At 62.3% G+C, this 19,984-nt stretch carries 19 protein-coding genes; 7 read left to right on the forward strand and 12 right to left on the reverse strand.

Annotation, left to right across the window (positions count from 1 at the left end; all coding sequences use genetic code 11):
• The first annotated feature begins 4 nt into the window (after positions 1-4).
• From selB to hypA, 6 genes are all read left to right on the forward strand, one after another.
• Positions 5-1,900, forward strand: a complete 1,896-nt coding sequence (selB, locus tag G5137_RS00730; RefSeq protein WP_421254745.1) for a selenocysteine-specific translation elongation factor — start codon at positions 5-7, stop codon at positions 1,898-1,900.
• A complete protein-coding gene (gene hypF, locus G5137_RS00735; protein WP_421254746.1) occupies positions 1,897-4,335 on the forward strand; it encodes a carbamoyltransferase HypF in 2,439 nt (812 codons plus the stop codon). Before selB ends, hypF begins: the two co-directional genes overlap by 4 nt.
• 5 nt (positions 4,336-4,340) lie before the next feature.
• Positions 4,341-4,592, forward strand: a complete 252-nt coding sequence (locus tag G5137_RS00740; protein ID WP_043819819.1) for a HypC/HybG/HupF family hydrogenase formation chaperone — start codon at positions 4,341-4,343, stop codon at positions 4,590-4,592.
• Complete coding sequence (gene hypD / locus G5137_RS00745) at positions 4,586-5,698, forward strand: hydrogenase formation protein HypD (RefSeq protein ID WP_421254747.1); 1,113 nt, start codon at positions 4,586-4,588, stop codon at positions 5,696-5,698. Before G5137_RS00740 ends, hypD begins: the two co-directional genes overlap by 7 nt.
• On the forward strand, positions 5,695-6,699 hold the full coding sequence (gene hypE / locus G5137_RS00750) for a hydrogenase expression/formation protein HypE (RefSeq protein WP_043170816.1): 1,005 nt from the start codon (positions 5,695-5,697) through the stop codon (positions 6,697-6,699). Before hypD ends, hypE begins: the two co-directional genes overlap by 4 nt.
• A gap of 69 nt (positions 6,700-6,768) precedes the next feature.
• Complete coding sequence (gene hypA, locus G5137_RS00755) at positions 6,769-7,110, forward strand: hydrogenase maturation nickel metallochaperone HypA (RefSeq protein WP_005301911.1); 342 nt, start codon at positions 6,769-6,771, stop codon at positions 7,108-7,110.
• On the opposite strand, the gene G5137_RS00760 is transcribed toward hypA, so the two are convergent.
• A complete protein-coding gene (locus G5137_RS00760; protein ID WP_421254748.1) occupies positions 7,088-7,474 on the reverse strand; it encodes a hypothetical protein in 387 nt (128 codons plus the stop codon). The two genes, hypA and G5137_RS00760, sit on opposite strands and share 23 nt — an antisense overlap.
• Between G5137_RS00760 and hypB the strand changes: the two genes are divergently transcribed.
• Positions 7,361-8,227, forward strand: a complete 867-nt coding sequence (hypB, locus tag G5137_RS00765; protein ID WP_421254871.1) for a hydrogenase nickel incorporation protein HypB — start codon at positions 7,361-7,363, stop codon at positions 8,225-8,227. The two genes, G5137_RS00760 and hypB, sit on opposite strands and share 114 nt — an antisense overlap.
• A 418-nt stretch (positions 8,228-8,645) precedes the next feature.
• Here hypB and G5137_RS00770 read toward each other — a convergent pair whose 3' ends face one another.
• The 11 genes from G5137_RS00770 to hybO all read right to left on the reverse strand — a co-directional run bounded on the left by G5137_RS00770 (position 8,646) and on the right by hybO (position 19,840).
• Positions 8,646-9,287: an ATP-binding cassette domain-containing protein gene (locus tag G5137_RS00770; RefSeq protein ID WP_227340652.1), complete on the reverse strand. Its 642-nt coding sequence runs from the start codon at positions 9,285-9,287 to the stop codon at positions 8,646-8,648.
• A gap of 100 nt (positions 9,288-9,387) precedes the next feature.
• A complete protein-coding gene (locus tag G5137_RS00775) occupies positions 9,388-10,179 on the reverse strand; it encodes an ATP-binding cassette domain-containing protein (protein WP_421254749.1) in 792 nt (263 codons plus the stop codon).
• Positions 10,173-10,988 (reverse strand): ABC transporter permease, encoded by an 816-nt coding sequence (locus tag G5137_RS00780; protein WP_005360181.1) that lies wholly within the window; start codon positions 10,986-10,988, stop codon positions 10,173-10,175. The genes G5137_RS00775 and G5137_RS00780 overlap by 7 nt, the downstream gene beginning before the upstream one ends.
• Positions 10,978-11,988 (reverse strand): ABC transporter permease, encoded by a 1,011-nt coding sequence (locus G5137_RS00785; RefSeq protein ID WP_421254750.1) that lies wholly within the window; start codon positions 11,986-11,988, stop codon positions 10,978-10,980. Before G5137_RS00785 ends, G5137_RS00780 begins: the two co-directional genes overlap by 11 nt.
• Positions 11,973-13,583: an ABC transporter substrate-binding protein gene (locus G5137_RS00790; RefSeq protein WP_421254751.1), complete on the reverse strand. Its 1,611-nt coding sequence runs from the start codon at positions 13,581-13,583 to the stop codon at positions 11,973-11,975. Before G5137_RS00790 ends, G5137_RS00785 begins: the two co-directional genes overlap by 16 nt.
• A gap of 140 nt (positions 13,584-13,723) precedes the next feature.
• Positions 13,724-14,254, reverse strand: coding sequence for a hydrogenase-2 assembly chaperone (gene hybE, locus G5137_RS00795; RefSeq protein ID WP_421208419.1), 531 nt, complete (start codon positions 14,252-14,254; stop codon positions 13,724-13,726).
• Entirely contained in the window at positions 14,236-14,766 is a 531-nt protein-coding gene (locus tag G5137_RS00800) for a HyaD/HybD family hydrogenase maturation endopeptidase (protein ID WP_407958744.1), read from the reverse strand. The genes hybE and G5137_RS00800 overlap by 19 nt, the downstream gene beginning before the upstream one ends.
• Positions 14,766-16,469 (reverse strand): hydrogenase 2 large subunit, encoded by a 1,704-nt coding sequence (hybC, locus tag G5137_RS00805; RefSeq protein ID WP_421254872.1) that lies wholly within the window; start codon positions 16,467-16,469, stop codon positions 14,766-14,768. Before hybC ends, G5137_RS00800 begins: the two co-directional genes overlap by 1 nt.
• 8 nt (positions 16,470-16,477) lie before the next feature.
• Entirely contained in the window at positions 16,478-17,665 is a 1,188-nt protein-coding gene (gene hybB / locus G5137_RS00810) for a Ni/Fe-hydrogenase cytochrome b subunit (RefSeq protein ID WP_421208417.1), read from the reverse strand.
• Positions 17,658-18,704, reverse strand: a complete 1,047-nt coding sequence (gene hybA / locus G5137_RS00815) for a hydrogenase 2 operon protein HybA (protein ID WP_159143598.1) — start codon at positions 18,702-18,704, stop codon at positions 17,658-17,660. Before hybA ends, hybB begins: the two co-directional genes overlap by 8 nt.
• Positions 18,705-18,706: 2 nt before the next feature.
• Complete coding sequence (gene hybO, locus G5137_RS00820; RefSeq protein WP_047435203.1) at positions 18,707-19,840, reverse strand: hydrogenase 2 small subunit; 1,134 nt, start codon at positions 19,838-19,840, stop codon at positions 18,707-18,709.
• Positions 19,841-19,984: the final 144 nt, after the last annotated feature.

The following is a 19,984-nucleotide window of genomic DNA, read 5'->3' on the forward strand; positions in this document are numbered from 1 at the left end:
TCCCATGACCCCCTATCGCGCCGTTATCGGTCTTGCCGGCCACGTGGATCACGGCAAGACCCTGCTGATCAAGGCCCTTACCGGCATCACTACGGCCCGCGCCCATGAGCAGGCCATCGGCATGACCCAGGATCTCGGCTTTGCCCACTTCGACGACGGTCAGGGCAACGCCATAGGCGTCATCGACGTGCCCGGCCACGAGCGCTATATCCGCAATATGGTGGCGGGGCTCTGGAGTCTGGATCTGGTGCTGCTGGTCATCGCCGCCGACGAGGGGTGGATGCCGATGACCGGCGATCACCTGCGCCTGCTCAAGGCGATGGGGGTGCCGCGTCTCTTGGTCTGCATCAACAAGTGCGATCTGGTCTCCCCCGACGAGCTTTTGCTGTTGGAGGAGAGCCTGCTGGAGCGGGTGATGGACGAGAGCGGCATGGTGCCCGATATCGTCAGCGTCAGCGCCAAAACCGGCGAGAATATGGCTGCCCTGCACACCGCCATCGTGCGCCAGCTTGCCGAGCTACCTGCCTCACACGCTGCCCGCGAGCAGAGCGCCCCGCGACTGTATGTAGACAGGGTCTTTACCGCCAATGGCACCGGTACCGTGCTGACCGGCACATTGCAACAGGGCCGCCTCAAGGTGGGGGACAAGCTGCGCCTCTACCCCGCCGATCGGGAGGTGCAGGTGCGCTCCCTGCAGGCCTATCACCAGAGCGTCGACGAGATCGGCGCCGTCTGCCGGGTGGCAGTGGGCCTGAAAAAAGTGCCCCACAAGGAGGTGGCCCGCGGTCACTGCCTTACCAACGCCGCTGGCCAGTGCGAGGCGGCAACCCACCTTATCGTGCGACTCAACGCCGAGAGCCTGAGCGGCAAGGCACTACGCCCCTCTCTGCACAACAAGGAGGTCGAAGTAGCCCTCGGCAGCTGGCATGGCCGGGCCCGTTTCGTGCCGATCAAGGACTCCCGGCTGGCGCGGCTGATCTTTGCCAGCCCCATCCCCTGCTTCTTTGGCCAGCCGCTCGCCATCATTCGCCACGGCAGCAGCGAATTGCTGCACGGCGCCCGCATCGTCTGGTGCGGCGACATCCATCCCGCCAGACGCAAGGCGCTGCACACCCTGCTTGGTGAGCTGCCTGATGAGCTCGAGCACTACAACCCGGCCACCCTGCAGCTTGGCCTCAATGGCTATGTGCTGGCCAGCCGCTTTGACCAGCGGCCCGAGCAGGTCACCCCCCTCGGTGAGTGGCTGCTGGATAACTGCTGGCTGGCCCAGAGCCGCGACCAGCTGCTCGGCACGCTGGCCAGCGAACCGCTGAGTGCCGCCGAGCTGGCAACCCGCTTCGGCATCGCCCTGCCGGTCACTCAGGCCCTACTCCAGCAGCTCAAGAGCGAGCAGCTGATACGCCTGCACCATGACAAGTGGCAGCAAGGCAGCGGCGAGTCAGAAGATGATCTGGGGGAAGAAGCACAGCTGGTGCTCAAGGTGGTGCGAGATCAAGGCAAGGAGGGTTACGAGCCCGGTAAACTGGGCCCCGGCGGCGTGGAGCTGGATCCCTTTATCACCCGCAAGCTGCCCGCCGCCCTGCAGCAGGGCTTGCAGCAAAAAGGCGCGTTGCAAAAGCAACTGCGCAATCTGGCGCGACTCAAGTATCTGGTGCAGCTCGATGGCCCCATCTACTACGACGCCGAGCTTTACAACCAGATGGTCGCCGAAGTGCTGGCGGGCCAGCAGGTGGGAGATCTGATCGACATGGCATCCCTCAAGGAGATCACCGGTTTGTCGCGCAAATACGCCATTCCGTTCTGCCTGCGCATGGAGATGGATGGCTGGGTACGGCGCGAGGAGAACGAGCGCCGGGTGCTGCGTTTGCCGCAGACTCAAGATGAGATGGAGCCGGCATGAGCACCACCATCGCCCCCTCTGGCTCTTCCAATCCAGTGGCCAACCGGCTGCGCCGCGAATTTCATATCGACGGCATAGTTCAGGGGGTCGGCTTTCGCCCCTTCGTCTATGGGCTGGCGCTGCGCCACGGCCTTGCCGGCTATGTGTTGAACGATGCCAACGGCGTCACCATAGGTGCCGAAGGATCGCCTGAGCAGCTGGCCGCCTTTGCCCGCGAACTGCGGGAATTGGCGCCGCCGCTGAGCCGTATCGATCATTTCAGCGAGCGGGAACTGCCCCTTGCTCATGATCCCGACTTCGATGACCAATTTCATGGCCAGTTTCGAATTAAAGCGAGCCAGCAGCAGAGCGCGGCCACGGTCGCCATCTCGCCGGATCAGGGGATGTGCGAGGCATGCGCCCGGGATGTGGCCAACCCCGCGGATCGCCACCATCGCTACCCCTTTACCAACTGCACCCACTGCGGCCCGCGCTACACCATCATCCGCCGCCTCCCCTACGACCGCCCCCACACCGCCATGGCGGGCTTTGCCATGTGCCCGCGCTGCGCGGCGGCCTATGAAAACCCGCTGGACAGACGCTACCACGCCCAGCCGGTGAGCTGCCCCGAGTGCGGGCCCCATCTCAGCTGGCGAAATGGCTATGGCGATACGCTGGCCGAGCGCGAGGATGCCCTGCAAGAAGCTGCAAGCGCCCTGCAAGCAGGCAAGCTTATCGCGGTCAAGGGGATGGGGGGCTATCACCTGATGTGTGATGCCCGCAATGAACAGAGTGTTGCCAGATTACGAATGCTCAAACGGCGCGAACGCAAACCACTGGCGGTGATGATGGGCTCCCTTGCCGAGGCCAAATTGCATGTCACCGGCAGCAAAGACGAGTGGCAACTGCTCGCCTCTCAGGCCAGACCCATCGCCTTGCTGCGCAAGCGCGAAAACGATGATCGGCTCTCAGAATCCCAACTGACAACTGCGCCGCTGGCCGAGGGGATCGCCCCCGGCATCCCCTACCTTGGGGTCATGCTCCCCTATACCCCGCTCCATCAGCTGCTGCTGGACGCCTGCGCCATGCCGCTGGTGGCCACCAGCGCCAATGGTCGCGGCAGCCCAATCCTTATCGAGTGCGAGGCGGTGGTCAGGGAACTCGGCCGCGAGATTGACGGCATCCTGGATCACAACCGCCCCATCCTGCACCCGTGTGACGACAGTCTGGTGCAGTGGGCAGGCGGGCGGCGCCAGACGTTGCGCCTCGCCCGGGGCTATGCTCCCTGCACTCCCAGCCTGCAAGAGGCGGTCAAGGCGCCACTGCTGGCAGTCGGAGCGCAGCAGAAGAACCAGCTGGCGCTCGCCTTCGGCCGCCAGCGCATCTACAGCCCCTATATCGGCGATCTGCTCAGCCTGCCGATGCAGGAGCACTTCGAGCAAACCCTGGCGACCTTTCGCGAACTCTACGATCTCAACCCCGAACTGCTGGTCTCGGATCGCCACTCGGGCTATCTCAGCCATCAGTGGGCCAGAAGCTATTGCCAGAATCAGGGTGCCACCCACCTCGAGGTGCAGCACCATCACGCCCACCTGCTGGGGGTGATGGCCGAGCACAACATCACGGGCCCGGTGCTGGGTGTTGCCTTCGATGGCACCGGCCTTGGCGATGACGGCACCCTCTGGGGCGGCGAGCTGCTGATCGCAGACGTTCAGGGATTTGAGCGGGTTGCCCACCTTGCCCCCTTCAAGCTGATCGGCGGCGAAGCGGCCATCCGCGAGCCAGCGCGCCAGCTACTGGGGCTGCTGTTTGAATCGTACAGCCCTGAGCAGATCAGCGCCCTCGATATTCCTTTGATCAAGCAACTGCCCGCTGAACGGATCCGCAACCTGCACCAGCTCTGGCAGTTGGGTCGCAACGCCCCTTACTCCAGCTCCATCGGTCGGCTGTTCGATGCGGTGGCGGCGCTCTTGGGGGTGATCAACACCCCGGATTACGAGGGCGAAGCGGGACTCCTGCTGGAGGCGGCCGCCTTGCAGCTGGCCCCCGATGAACAGCCCTTATCCCTTGCCTTTGATCTCAGCCAATCAGCGGAAGGGCCGCTGCAGATCGAGTGGGCCGAGCTCATCAATACCCTTATCAACGAGCGGCGCCAAGGCACCTCCACCGCCAGCCTGGCCGCCGGTTTTATCCGCGCCATCAGCGCTCTGGTCATCGCTCTGGCCGAGCGCTTCCCCGGCTATCCGGTGGCGCTGGGGGGCGGCGTCTTTCAAAACCGGGTGCTGATGGATCAGCTGGTGCCCGCGCTCGAAGCCGCCGGTCGGCAGGTATTGACCAGCGAAACCCTGCCGCTCAATGACGGTGGCATCGCCGCCGGTCAGCTCTGGTTTGCCATCCACCATCTTGCCACGCATCAGCCTGTCACCACCGGTTGTACCACCTTGTCGGAGTCCTGAAATCCATGTGTCTATCCATCCCCTCTCAGGTGGTGCAGCTGCACCCCGAAGATAACTGCGTCACCGTCGATACCCTGGGGGTGCAGCGGCGCGTCAGCTGCATGCTGCTCGAAGAACCTCTCAACATTGGCGACTATGTGCTGCTCCACATCGGCTTTGTGATGAGCAAGATTGACGAAGAGGAGGCGCAGGCCAGCCTCGAGAGCTTCCGCCAGATGGTGGCCCTGATGCCCAAACAGGATATCTTGCCATGCTGACCTTAAATGACCTGTTTCAGGGCTTTCGCCAGCCCGAGGTGATCCGCGCCCTCGCCGCCCAAATTACCGAGCTTGCCAAAGATCTGCCCGAGCCGCTGCGGGTGATGGAGGTGTGCGGCGGCCATACCCACACCATCATGAAGTACGGCCTGCACCAGCTGCTGCCGGCCAGCATCGAGTTCGTCCACGGCCCCGGCTGCCCGGTCTGCATCATGCCCAAAGAGCGCATCGATCAGGCCATCGAGCTGGCTTGCCAACCGAACGTCATTCTGGTCACCCTTGGGGACATGATCCGGGTGCCGGGCTCCAGGGGCACGCTGGCCCAACAGCGGGCCAAGGGGAGCGATATCCGCCCGGTCTATGACCCCCTCGATGCCCTGCGTATCGCCCGTGAGAACCCGGACAAAACCGTGGTCTTCTTCGCCATCGGTTTCGAGACCTCTACCCCCATGACCGCCGCCTTGCTGGCTGCGGCTGAAGCTGAGGGGATTGAGAACCTGCTGTTTCATATCAACCATGTGTTGGTGCCCCCCGCCATTCATGCGGTGATGGCCGACGGGGTTGCCAAGGTGAACGCCTTTATCGGCCCCTCCCACGTCAGCGTCATCACCGGCGCCGATATCTACCTGCCTATCGTCGATCGCTATCAGGTGCCGGTGGTGGTGAGTGGCTTCGAACCAGTGGATGTGATGGAGGCGCTCTTGATGATGGTGCGCCAGAAGGTGGAGGGTCGCTACGCGCTGGAGGTGCAATACAGCCGCGCCGTCACCGCCAGTGGCAATAAAGCCGCCCAGCGGCTGGTCGAGCGCTTTTTCGAGACCCGCGAGCACTTTCGCTGGCGAGGTCTGGGGGATATCAACGCCTCCGCCCTGCGCCTGCGCGATGCCTTTGCCAAGCGCGATGCGGAGCGTCACTTTGCGCTCAGTCAGACACCCATCGATGACCACAAGGGGTGCCAGTGCGCCGATATCCTGCGCGGCCTGGCCAAACCGAACCAGTGCAAAGTCTTTGGCCGGGGCTGCACCCCGACCCAGCCAATGGGCAGCTGCATGGTCAGCTCCGAAGGGGCCTGCAATGCCTACTACCGATATATGGGGATCCAATGAGAGAAATTCAGTTAAGCCACGGCGGCGGCGGCGTGGAGATGAACCAGCTGATCAACCAGCTCTTCTTTCGCCACTTTGGCAACGAGATCCTGCTGCGCGGTGAAGATGCCGCCCTGCTGCCGGTGAGCGGCCCCATCGCCTTCACCACCGACAGCTTTACCGTCTCGCCGCTCTTCTTCGAGGGGGGGGATATCGGCAAGCTGGCCATCGCCGGCACGGTCAACGATCTCGCCATGATGGGGGCCAAACCGGAATACCTCAGTTGCAGCTTTATCATCGAGGAGGGCTTCCCCTACGCCGATCTGGCCCGCATCGTCGAGTCGATGGCGGCTGAACTTGCCAAGAGCGGTGCCCGCATCGTCTGCGGCGACACCAAGGTGGTGCCCAAGGGAGCCGCCGACAAGATATTCATCAACACCAGCGGGGTCGGCACTTTCCCGCTGCCTGAGCAGAGCCGGGGCATCTCGGTACGCAACCTCAAAGCCGGTGACGCCATTCTGGTGTCGCGGGATATCGGCAGCCACGGCGCCTGCATCCTGATGGCCCGCGACGCCCTGCAACTGGGATCTGATCTCAAGAGCGACTGCACCACCCTCTGGCCGCAGGTAGAAGCGCTGCTGCAGGCGGGACTTACCCCTCACGCCCTGCGCGACGCCACCCGCGGTGGCCTTGCCGCCGTGCTCAACGAATGGAGCAGCGCCTCCGGCGTTGCCATCGAGCTGGAGGAGTCCGCCATTCCGGTGTGCGATCCGGTGCGTGGCCTGTGCGAGCTCTATGGCTTCGAGCCCCATGATCTCGCCAACGAGGGAACCATGGTGCTGGCCCTGCCTGCCGAACAGGCACAGGACGCGCTGGGCATCTTGCGGCAATTCAACCCCGCTGCCAGCCAGATCGGCGTGGTGCAGGCAAGCGATCGTCACAAGGTGATCCTCAACAACCCCTGGGGTAGCCGCCGTTATCTGGAGCTACCGCAAGGGGAGCTGCTGCCGCGGATCTGTTGATCGGCCATGCCGTTCCGTCAATTACAGGGAGGAGTCACTGCTCCTCCCCATATCGGTTAAGGAGCCACCATGCACGAAATGTCTCTGGCCATGGCCGCCATCGATCTGGCGGCCGAGCAGGCCACCCAGCGGGGCTTTAACAAGGTGACCGCCCTCTGGCTCGAGGTCGGCAGCTTCTCCTGCGTCGACCCGGACACCATTGCCTTCTGTTTCGAGGCGGCCGCCAAGGGCACCGCCGTCGAGGGGGCCCAACTGCACTTTCAGCACCAAGCGGCAGAGGCCTGGTGTTACGACTGCAACCAGACGGTCACCCTCACCGAACGCGGGCAGGCCTGTCCCGAATGTGGCGGATACAAATTACGAGTCGCGCAGGGTGATAGCCTGCGCATCACCGACATCGAGGTAAGTTGATATGTGTAGCGTATGCGGATGCGGCCAGGCGCGGATCGCCGGCCATGAGCACGATCATGAGCATCATCACGAACATGAACATCACCATGAACATGGGCATGAGCATGAGCATGAGCATGGCCATCATCATGCTCATGACGCCCATCACCATCATGACCACGAGCAGAGTGCGCCGCGAACCCTGATCATTCACCACCACTATCACCATCAGGGAGATGTCCATCACCACTACCACGGGGTGCGAGCTCCCATAAGCCACGAGGGTCATGATCACCCCCATGAGCACCACAATGATCACCCCCACAGCCATCATCATGATCACGCCCACTCTCATGACCACGGCCATTCCCACGCACATCCCCATGATCACAGCCATGACCATGACCATGACCATGACCATGACCATGACCACCAGCAGGGTGATCTGCACTATGGCAAAGGGGAAGCGGGATTGTCGGTTCCGGGCATGGGGCAGCGTCAGCTGATCGCCATTGAGATGGATGTGCTGGCCAAGAACAATGCGCTGGCCGCCCACAACCGCGAGCACTTCACAGCTGCCGACCAGCTGGTTCTCAATCTGGTCTCTAGTCCGGGTTCAGGCAAAACCACTTTGCTGTGCGAAACCCTGCGCCTGCTGGCCGAAAAACGCCCCTGCGCCGTGATCGAAGGGGATCAGCAGACCAGCGCCGATGCGGATCGCATCCGCGCCACCGGCGTCCCTGCCGTGCAGATCAACACCGGCAAGGGCTGCCATCTGGACGCCAAAATGGTTCACGACGCCTGCCACCAGCTGCCCGCCAATCAAGGGGGTATCCTCTTTATCGAGAACGTGGGCAATCTGGTCTGCCCCGCCAGCTTCGATCTCGGTGAGAAGTACAAGGTGGCGATCCTCTCCGTCACCGAGGGGGAAGAGAAGCCGCTGAAATACCCGGACATGTTTGCCGCCGCCCAGCTGATGGTGATCAACAAGATCGATCTGCTGCCCTACGTCAGCTTTGACGTGACCCGCTGCATCGAGAACGCCAAACGGGTCAACCCCTATATTCAGGTGATCCAGGTCAGCGCTACCACGGGCGAAGGGATGGATGCCTGGCTCAACTGGCTGGCTACAGCCTGAACCAGAACCGGTTAAATGCCGTTACCAACGGCGGATAGCAAGAGAGGGAGGCTGATGCCTCCCTCTCTTTTATCTGTAGACCTTGTCGGCCGTGCTATCTGTCTCGAATGGCCAGCGCCTCACACTCGCGTCCCCTCACCCAGGCCCTCTCCCCAGGGAGAGGGAACCGGTTCGTGGATGCCGCATTCCGTTCCCGTCTCAACATGGAAAAGGGAACCTATTCGTGGATACAGGCAATATGCTGCAACAATACGACTCCCTCAACCCCCTCAGGGAGGCTTCGAGCATAACAACCAGCCATATTTTCAAACCCCAAGGTTCTCCAAACCCTAAACCCTGAGCGTATTGAGATGGCACCTTCAACTCCCTTCTCCCCTTGCGGGAGAAGGGCTGGGGATGAGGGGGGAAACACCAATCCTCAGGCCACGCTACGGGCCATCGCCTCCTGCTCCGCAGGCACCTCACCAAAGCGCAGCACCCGATGGCAGATCTGGCGCAACAGCGCCTGCTGGTGACTGAAGATCACCATACCAAGCCGGCGCTGTTCGCACTCAATCATCAACTCCCGCCAGAGCTGGCGCTGAATTTGCGGATCCAGCTGGGCAGTCACCTCGTCGGCAATCAGCAGTCGGGTGCGGGGATCGAGGGCGCGCAGCAACGCGATGCGGGCCAGCTCGCCACCGGAGAGCTGACCGGGTTTACGGCCAAGCCATTCGGGCTTGACCATAAAGCGGGCCAGTATGGCGTCATCGGGGCGCCATACATCCCACAACGCCTGCCCGGTGGTGCGATAGGGATTGAAGGTGAGTTCCGGGTGCTGGGGCACCAGCTGGATGGGGTTATAACCTTTTACCTGTTCAGGTACTGGCTGCCCATCCAGCAGGATCTGCCCGCCGGCCCCAACCGGTTGCCAACCCGCCAATACCCGCCCCAGCGTGGTCTTGCCATAACCGCTCGGGGCGGAGATACCGAGCCGTTCGCCCGCTTTCACCGTCAGCGACAATCCCTGCCAAAGGGGGCGTTCCCCCTGGGCGATAGTGAGATTTCGTACTTCCAACATCAGGAAACCTCCGGCACAGAGAAGATCGCGTTGAATTCCGGCAGTGCCTGCCACTGAACACCCGCAACCAGACAGACGATCCATTCCTGCAACTCAATCATCAGGAGATCTCCGACGTAGCAGCAAAGAGCGCATTGAACTCCGGCAGCGCCTGCCAGTGGGCACGGAGCATCTCGCTCCCCTGCCCCTGGCGCAGATGGTGGCAGCTCAAGGTATCGCTCACCTGCCCCTGATGCAGCGCCACAATGCGATCGGCAAAGCGAGCCGCCAGCGCCAGATCGTGGGTCACCCAGAGGATACCGCTGCCCTGATTGGCCAATTCACGCAACTGGCCGAGCAGCAGACAGGCCAGCCCCTCTTCGAGCCAGGCAGTGATCTCGTCTGCCAGAATGAAGCGGGCACCGCCGAGCGCCGCAGTGCAGGCCAGAATGCGCTTGGCCATGCCCCCGGAGAGCTGACGCGGATAGCGGTCCAGAGTGGCAGCGGGCAGCTGGTAGCGCAGCAGTTGCTCGCCGAGCCGCTCGCGAGAACCGCTCTGGCCGCAGAGGCGTGCCGCACGTCCCAGCTGGCGCTCCACCGTCAGCAGCGGATTGAGGGCGCTTACCCCCTGCGGCACATAGCAGAGGGTGTGGCCGCGTAAACGGGCCCGGCTGGCATCGCACAGGGGCACGCCATCAAGGGAGATGCTGCCGCGCATCCGCAGGTTGTCCGGCAGCAATGTCAGAGCGCTTTGCAACAGCAGGCTCTTGCCCTCGCCGCTCCCCCCCACCAGCGCCACTATCTCCCCCGGCGCCAGTTGCAGGCTGATATCGGTCAGCAATGGCTGCCAGCTGCGCCGTCCCAGCCAAGAGTAGTGGGCCGCCTCTATGGTCACCTGATCAAAACTCAGCATGGTTCACTCCTGTGCCACAACAGCTGTTGCAGAGCGCGGGTAGCCTGATCAAACAGCAGCACCAACAGCAGCAACATCAGCCCCGGGAAGAGGGCCAGCCACCAACCGCCACCGGCCAGATAACGCAGGGCATCGGCCAGCAGCAGGCCCAGCGAGGCCTCGTGGGCCGCCAGACCAAAGCCGAGAAAGCTCAAGGCCGCGCTGTGCAGCACCGCATGGGGAAACATCAGCAAGGTGCCGATAAACCACTGGGGCAACAGCCCCGGCAACAAGTGGATGCGCCAGCGACGCAGCGCCCCCATCCCCTGACAGCGGGCCAGCACCACATAGTCACTGCAGGCGATCCGCCGCGCTTCTGCGCAAAGGATCAGCGCCAACTTGGGCCAGTGGGTCAGCGCCACCGCCAGGATCACCCCGCGCATACCGCCCCCCACGGTAAAACAGATAAGGATCAGCAGCAGCATATGGGGCAGCGCCAGCATGGCGTCGATCACCATTCGCACCGCCGCATCACATCTGGGGTGAATGAGCGATACGCTTGCCGCCACCATGGCCAGCAGGCCACTGCAGAGAGCCGTGCTGATGCCGAGTTCCAGACTGGTGAGGGTGCCCTGAAAAGCCCGCAGCCAGAGATCCCGCCCCATCTGATCGGTGCCGAACCAGTGGGCCAGCGAGGGAGGCTGCTGGCGCGCCAGCAGATCCATCGGCACATCCTGATGAGATAGGCTCCAGCCGTAAGTGGCCAGCAGCGCCAATCCGAGCAGGGCAAAACCCAGCCGCAGTATGGAGGGAAGCGGATTAAACAGCATGCTCACCCTCCCAGCCCCGATTGATGCGGGCCAGCAGCAAACTGGCCACCGTGTTGCCAATAAAGACCAGCAGGGTGCAGAAGAGCACGATTCCCATCAGCAGGGGGATATCGCCCCTGAGCCCCGCATCCACGGTGGCCTGGCCGAGCCCCGGGTAGGAGAAGACCTTTTCTGCCAAGAGCGATCCGCCAATCAGCTCGCCAAGGGAGGCAAACTGCAGGCAGAGCGCCGGGGTCAGGGCGTGGCGCAGCACGTGAAAACGCAGCATGGGCCAGCCGCCATCCCCCTGAGCGCGGGCGTAGCGGATAAAGTCGCTCTCCAGCACCTCGGCCACCCGCCCCCGGGTATGCAGGGCAATGTTGCCCACCCCGAGCAGCGCCAGGGTCGTCACCGGCAGCAATAGATGACGCAGCCGCATGGCCCAGTCCACCTCATCGGCAGCAAGCCCCGGCGTCCAGGCGCAGCAGACTGGCAGTAGCGGCCAGTGCACCGCAAACAGGGCGAGCAGCAACAGGCCGACCCAGAAGGTGGGCAGGGAGGCGAGCAGGTAGGCAAAGCGGCAAATCAGGCGATCGGGCCAGCGGTTGAGATAGCGACCAGCGCAGAGGCCCAGCAAAATCCCGAACAAGCCGGAGAGCAGCCAGGCGCCCGCCAGCAGCAGGAAGGAGGCAGCAAAACGCTGGCCAATGACCTCACCCACAGGCGCGTTGTAGAGCATGGAGTAACCGAGATCCCCCTGCAGCACTTGGGTAAACCAGTGCCAGTAGCGCAGCCAGAGCGGTTGATCCAGCCCCCAGCGGGCTGCGATGCGGGCGTATTGCTCCGGCGGCACATGGAGCAGGTCGTTGCCGATATAGGCCTTGATGGGGTCGATGGGGGAGTAACTCAGCAGCACAAAGGTGGCGACCGAGACCAAACATAACAACCCTGCCAGACGCAGCAGGGCTTTTAGCAACAGATAACCGGAGTGACTCAAGGGCGAACTTAACGGCACGTCCACCGCCAATCCTGCAGGTTGTTGAGCAGGGACCAGCTACCGTGGATTTCCGGCGCCCCCTTGCCAAGATCGATGCAACGGTTGGCCAGATAGGTATGCTGCACATTGAGCAGCCATGCCCAGGCGGCATCTCCCTGCACTCCGGCGCCCGTTTTGCCATCCCACTCCACCTGCTGCCAGAACGGCACGGCCGCCTGCCAGTTCGGGGCATCCAGCGCCTGCTTGAGGTGGCTATCCACCACAGGGTTGCTGTAGTAGCCCGGGTTGTAGAACTCCACGCCACCTGAGCCGCTCTGGTAGTGGTGATAGAGCTCCATGGGATCCAGACTCCCCCACCCCATCAGCACCGTATTGGCATGCATCTCCCGCTCCACCTGCTCCCAGCTGCCGGACTTGAGGCTCACCTCAAGACCGATGGGTTTGAGCATGGCCCGCACCGCTTCCGCCAGATCACGGCGGGTGCTGTCGCCACTGGTGTACCAGAGGGTAAAAGCGGCGCGCAGATTGCCCTTGTGGCGAATGCCGTCACTGCCCATCTTCCAACCCGCCTCGTCGAGCAGGGCGTTGGCGTGGGCGGCATCGCCATCCTTGAAGGCGGTGGCTTTGTTTAGCCAGGGCAAGCCTTCCACCGCGCTGTAGGCGGGGATGGCGTGCCCTTCCAGCAGTTGATCGGCCAGCAGCTTGCGGTCGATGGCGTAGTTGATGGCGCGGCGCACCGCTACATCCGAGGTCACGTCGTTGCCGATGGGATAACCCTTGGCATCTTTTTTACCCGCAGGAGGAATGGGGAAGACGATACCGCGGTTCTCCACGCTCGGCCGCACCCAGAGCTTGAGGGAGGCAGGCACGGTGGGCGCCAGCGACGGGGCGATGCGCACCACATCGAGCTGGCTGCTCTGGGCGGCGGCATAGGCGCTCTCTTCATCGATAAAGACAAAGACCAGCCGTTTGAAGTCATTGTTGCCACCGGCGTAATAGGGGTTCGCCTCCACCACCAGCTGTTGGCCGGGCAGGAAGCTCACCAACCGGTAAGGGCCGGCACCGACCGGCTTTTGGGCATATGCTTTTGCGTCGTAATCCTTCTTCGACACTATCCCCAAGGCTCCCAGCACGTTGACGAAGGTGCTCTGGGGAGCACTCAGGGTGATGGCAACCTCGGTGGGCGAGAGCACCTTGGCCGAGACAAAGTTGCCCATGTCGATCTTGCCGCCGCCCTTGGCTGCGCTGTTGTAGGTGAAGGCCACATCCTCGGCGGTGAGCGGTGCACCGTTGGAGAATTTCAGGTCAGGCTTGAGGGTAATGAGCCATCCCTTGCCATCCGTGCTCGGGGTCACCGATTGGGTGAGCACATTCTGCCAGCTGAGGTCCGCGTTTTGCTTGAGCAGCGGGCTGTGCAGCAGCAGGTAGCTGCCGTGACTCCAGCCAAGCAGAGGGTCAAACCCCTCGGTGGGCTCACTGCCGATGGCGAGCTTGAGCTCGGCAGGCACAGGTTGGGCGGCGGCCAGCGCCGCGTGAGAGGCGGTGCCCAGCAGCAGAGTCAACAGGACGCTCGCGCTGGATCTAGCGTAATGGAGAAGGGAATTGCGAGAAACAGTCATGGGGATCCTTCTTGTTTTGTACCACTCACGGATCATCACTCAAAAAAGAGGCGAAATGCGTGTCTGAACATGGGAGTGAGGGGCCAAAATGGCCCCCTATTCTAAACTTGATTTCGCGTGAAACCTAGCGACTATGCCGGTTAACCGCGCCGGGCACCGAATAGCCGTCTGCGACCCAGATCCACGCCGCCAGCCCCTTGCTGCACCGGCAAGGAGAGCAGCATCTTGAGGGTGCTGCTCACCAGCGCCCGCCCCTCCCCGGCACCGAGATGGGGATCGAGCGGCGACATCAGGGAGCAAGCCAGCAGCTGTCCCGTCTCGGGCAATTCCCCCACCATAAAGGTCATGTTGCCGCAGGGGAGCTGCAGGGCGAGCCGATCGATGCTGCTGCGAACCGGCCAAAGCTGATCCGGCCCCGGCAACACCACCACGCTCAACATCCAGGGGGTGAGCACGCAGCCGAGCCACTGACCTTCAAACAACGTGCACTCCGCCACTATAGGCATGTCCGGGTGATAGAAAGGCAACGCCTGCATCTCTTCGCGAGCGATCCGCTCGTACTGGGCTACCAGCAGAGGCGCGGGATCGCTAGCAAAACCGGCAAACTCCTGCGCCGTCTCCGGTACTATCTCCAGCACTCTCTCAGCCTCGCTTAAATGGGACTGCGCCATAGACCCTCCCGTGCTTGTTCAGCTTTCTCCTGCTCAGAGAGCGGGATGGCGGGTGCGCCAACGGCGGCCAGCAGAGTCAAAATCCGATCCGTCGCCTCCCCCATGGCAGCAGCCACCACAGGAGTGAGGCCGATGCGGGGTTCGAGGGATTCAGGCTCGACCCCGATCAGGGTGAGCCGCTTGGGCGACTCCCCCGTCATGTGCAGCGCCGAGAGCACGTCCGCCAGCCCCAGCTGGTGCGGGGATATCTTGCGACCAAACAGGGTCGGGATCTCCTCATCCTTCAGGGTCACGACGGTGCCCGGCGGATTACCGCTGCGCACCGCATCCACCAGAATGATGTGATCGCGACTGGCCATCGCTTCGAGCAACTCCATGCCGGCGGTACCGCCATCGAGCAGCTCGATGCCGGGGGCGAAACGGTATTCACGCCCCAGCGCCTCGACGATGCGCACACCGACGGCTTCGTCGCTCAAGAGCAGGTTGCCTACGCCCAGGATCAGGGTATTCATCACAACACCTTCACCTGAGTCGTTTCGCCATTCTGGGTATCCACCACGTGGACCGCGCAGGACATGCAGGGGTCGAACGAGTGGATGGTGCGCACCACCTCCAGCGGTTTGGCCGGATCGGCCACCGGGGTGCCCACCAGCGCCTGCTCGTAGGGGCCGGGCTCGTCATTGAAGTTGCGCGGGCCCGAGTTCCAGGTCGATGGCACCACCGCCTGATAGTTCTCGATCTTGCCCCCCTTGATGACGATCCAGTGGGAGAGCATGCCGCGCGGAGCCTCTTCAAAGCCCACTCCGCGAAACTCCTTGTCCGCCGGGATCTCCGCCTTGATATAGGCGGTGGTGTCCCCCTTGCCGATGTTGTCCACCAGCGCCTTCCACTGATGAGACAGGGTGTCTTTGAGCACACAGCAGCGCACCGCGCGGCCGATGATGCGGCCCAGGGTCGAGTGCAGCTGTTCAGTCTTGATGGCAGAACCGGTGAGCGTTTTGTAGAGGCCGTTCAGCTGATCGAAGTGCGCCACCGTCTCCGGGTGTTTGGCGGCGAGCTTCACCAGCAAATCGGCGAGGGGCCCCACCTCCACCACCTTGCCGTAGAAGGTGGGGGACTTGACCCAGGAGTATTTGCCGTCATCCTGCCAGCCGGTGTAGTCGGGCTCGGTCTTGCCCTCCCACGGCTTGAGGGGCTCGTCATCCTTGTACCAGGCGTGCTTGTTGCTCTCGGCGATGCCATCCATCAGCCAGCCATCCTGATGGCTCTCGATGGGGCGATAACCCGCCAGATTGCCATTCTCGATATAGCCGCCCGGCATCAGGAAGCTGCCGCCGTTGGCATCGGTGGGCAGCTCCGGCACGCTCAGGTAGTGCTTGGCACCCTGCCCCAGGTTCAGCCACTCGGGGTAGTGTGCGGCGATGATGGCGGCATCCACCTTGTAGACCTGCTCGATAAACTCGCCGAGCCGGTCGATAAAGCTCTTCACATAGAGCAGCCGCTCCAGGTTGAGCACGCTAGGTGCATCCAGATTGATGGGGTTGGCCACGCCGCCCACCGCCAGATTCTGGATGTGCGGGCTCTTGCCACCGAGGATGGCGACAATGCGGTTGGCATCGCGCTGGCACTCCAGCGCCTGCAGGTAGTGGGCCACGGCGATGAGGTTTACCTCCGGGCTCAGCTTCATCTCCTTGTGACCCCAGTAACCGTTGGCAAAGATGCCGAGCTGGCCGCTCGCCACCAGCGCGCGGATCTTGTCCTGCACCTTGGTCAGTTCATCGGCACTGTTGAGGGACCAGGTTGATACCCCCTTGAGCATGTCCGCCGCTTTTTGCGGATTGGCCTCAAGGGCCGCGGTGATGTCCACCCAGTCCAGCGCGGAGAGCTGGTAGAAGTGGACGATGTGATCGTGGATGTTGTGGGCCGCGATGATGAGGTTGCGGATGTACTGGGCGTTGACCGGCACCTTGGCGCCAATGGCGTTCTCCACCGCCCGCACCGAGGCGATGGCGTGAATGGAGGTACATACCCCGCAGATGCGCTGCACTATCATCCAGGCATCGCGCGGGTCGTTGCCCTTGACGATCTCCTCCATGCCGCGCCACATGGTGCCGGACGACCAGGCTTTGGTCACTTTACCGCCTTCGATTTCGCAGTCGATACGCAGGTGCCCCTCAATGCGGGTGATGGGGTCTATGGTGATACGTTGGCTCATACGTTGGCTCATACGTTGGCTTTCCCTCGGGCCTGATAATCTTGGTGAACACGTTCAAGTGATGGCAGTACCGGCAAGAGCCGGATCAACAGCAAATAGGCACACACCTCGATGGCAACAAAGCCCAGGGAGATCAGCACCTCCTCCGCAGAGGGGAAGTAGTGGTAGCCATTGCCGGGGTTGAAGGCGAGCAGGGAGTAATCCAGCCGCCAGAGGGCGGCGCCCAGCAGCATGCTGAGGGCCCCCAGGAACAACATGCGCGAATCCCGGCGGCTCTTGTCCCAGTGGAACACCAGCAACGGGAAGATCATCAGCGCAATCTCGCTCCAGAACATGATGGAGTAGCGATTGAACTCGGAGAGGTAGGCCGACTTGTCGTGGATGACGATCTCGGCAAAACGCAGCGCCACAAACAGGATCAGGAAGATATCGATCACCTGGGTCAGCTTGTAGAAGAGCGACTTCTCGTTGGGGCCCCGCCCCGCCAATCCGGCCTGCACCAGGGATCCTTCAAACACCACAATGGAGAAGCCCATGATAAATGCGGTCAGCAGCGAAAAGACCGGCAGCAGCTCGTAGCTTTGCCAGAGCGGATGGATCTTCTCCCCTGCCACTATCATCAATGAGCCCATCGAGGACTGGTGCATGGTGGGCAGCAACGCCCCCAGCGCCAGCACGAAGAACATGATCTTGTTGAGGCGAATAAGTGACGCCTTCCAGCCGAACTTCTCCAGCAGCACGGGAGCGAACTCCAGCGCCATCACCCCGATATAGATGGTCATGCAGACCGCAGTTTCGAACAGCACCGAGGAGGTGTTGAAGTGACCGGGCAGGTAGAAGTACGGCAGGTTCCAGTAACGGCCGACGTCAATGGTGATGGAGAGGCCGCCCAGCGAGTAGCCAAACAGGCTCGCCAACAGGGCCGGTCGCACCAGCGGGTGATACTCGCCCCGGTTGAACACATAGACAGCCCAGGCCAGCGCCCAGCCGCCACAGGCGAAACCGGTACCGATCAAGAGATCAAACGAGATCCAGAGCCCCCAGGGGTAGCCGCCATTCAGATCGGTGACCGAGCCCAGCCCGAAGACGAGGCGTTTTAAAATCAACATGCCGCACAGCACGGCAAAGGGGGCCAGCACCAGTACAGGCCAGCTGACCAGCTTGCCACCGAGGGGATACGCCTTGTGATTACTCATGATCCTTGCCTCCCTTTGTGGTGCCCTGATCCTTGATCTGCGCACTCCCCTGATCATGGCCATCGTCATGATGGTGTTCGTGACCATTCTTGGTGTTGCGGCGAATGAGCACCGAAAGGCCGGTCAGCACCACCATGGGCAGCACCATCCCCTTGTAGAGGGTGTGCTGGATATGCTCGGAGCGGGCACCGGAGGAGAGCTCCGGCAGATCGGGCATATCGAGCTTGGTATAGGGCACCCCGGCCAGCACCAGCACCTGGGTGCCGCCCCCCTCCTTCTCGCCATAGACGTAAGGCTGGTAGTGGGGTACCTCGTGCAGGTAAGGGTCGTTGGCAGAGAGGGTCTGGCGCGGATAGGCATATGCGCTGCCCGGGGTCGCCAGCAGGCGACGCTTGGCCTCGGCCATCAGCTCCTCGCGGGTGCCGAAGATCACAGCGCCGGTGGGGCACACCTCGACACACCCGGGCAATTTCCCCTGATCGATCCGCTCAAGCCCTTTCTGGTTGCAGAGCTCGCACTTGTGGATCGCCCCCAGCGGGTTGTCATAGTCATATTTGGGCACATCGAACGGGCAACCCACCATGCAGTAGCGACAGCCGGTGCAGACGCTCGGGTCGTAGTGAACAATGCCGGTCTTGGGATCTTTTTTAAGAGCCTGCACCGGACAGACAGAGACGCAGTTGGGATCGACACAGTGCATGCACTGCTTCTTGATGTAGGCGTAGCCATCCACCAGCTGATCCTTGTGCTCGCCAGTGCCGCTCTTCCACACCTGAATGATGTTGTTGGTGTAAGGGGTCAGCTTGTCGTTGTTGGACCAGGTTTGCGCCCCGGCTGGGTTGGTCGGGTTGCCGTTGAGGCGCTGACACTCCGCCACACAGGCCTGACAGCCGACGCAAAGGGTAGAGTCATACAACATACCGAGCGCGCCGGGAATGGGCGGCTTGTTCTTGGCCGCCGCCAGTGCGGTGCCGGGTACGGCTGTGCCCGCCGCCAGCGCACCGACGGAGGCAAATTTGAGGAAGTTTCGTCTGTTCACGGCTACTCCTCCCGTGATGGGTGCTGCCCGGCTTCGTGGCGTTTCTGCTGGCGACCGAGTTCACGCACCGTCATCAGACTCACCCCCACCAGCACCCCGAGGGCGCCACCGATCAGGCCAGTCGCGGTGGGCGAGGTATAGCCCCCCTCCTGGATCTTCACATCGGGTTTATCCACCCTCGGAGTCGGATTCTCTACCTTGGCGAGCTGGAAGATCCCCTTGCTAAAACCGACCCCCTGCTCGTTACAGCCATAACAGGGGTGACCGATGCCGACCGGCCAGATGCCGCCGCCCACATCGCAGAACTCCAGGGTCGAGCAGTTGCCGTAGGTCTCCGGCCCTTTGCAGCCCAGGTGGTAGAGACACCAGCCCTGCCGGTGGCCCTCATCGCCAAACTCCTTGGCAAAACGCCCTGCATCGAAGTGCGGACGGCGCTCGCAGTTCTCGTGGATCAGCCGCTCATAGGCAAACAGCGGACGCTTCTTGCTATCCAGCGCCGGCAGCTTGCCGTAGGTGATGTAGTAGGCAACCGTGGTGAGGAAGTTGTGGGGATTGGGCGGGCATCCCGGGATATTGATGATCGGGGTGCCGATATTGCCGAGCGCCTCTTCCAGACTGACGGCACCGGTCGGGTTGCCGCCGCTGGCTGGCACACCGCCCCAGGCGGCGCAGGAGCCGATGGCGATGACGGCAGCGGCATCACTGGCGGCACGGCGAATATGGTCGACGATAGGCTCACCGGCCACCATGCAGTAGACACCACCATCTTTGAGCGGAATGGAGCCATCCACTACCAGCACATACTTGCCTTTATAGCGCTTGATGGCGTTGTGCTTGTTCTCTTCCGCCTGATGACCAAAGGCCGCCGAGAGTACCTCGTGGTACTCCAGCGAAATGGTGTTGAGGATCAGGTTCTCGATGGTGGGGTGGGTGGCGCGCAGCAGCGATTCGGTACAACCGGTGCACTCCTGCGCCCCAATCCAGATCACCGGCGGCCGTTCGGGGCTGGTGAGCGCAGTGGCCATCTTGGCGACGGCATGCTGACTTAATCCCAGGGTTGCGGCCATCCCGGCACACAATTTCATAAAATCACGGCGATTAATCCCATGAGCCGATAAAAAATTATCCTCGACCATTCTACTTATTCCCGTAGTGAGCACTTGTTTGATAAATGCTTAATAGCGGAAATGCTAAGGACTCACCCACCCTGCAGTATTGATCTCTATCAATTTCGACCGACTCCCCCCTATTTTCATAGCGAGCCACATCACAAATGAAAT

The sequence above is a fragment of the Aeromonas sp. 600282 genome (assembly GCF_049175755.1).
In the GTDB taxonomy this organism is placed as follows: domain Bacteria; phylum Pseudomonadota; class Gammaproteobacteria; order Enterobacterales; family Aeromonadaceae; genus Aeromonas; species Aeromonas veronii_A.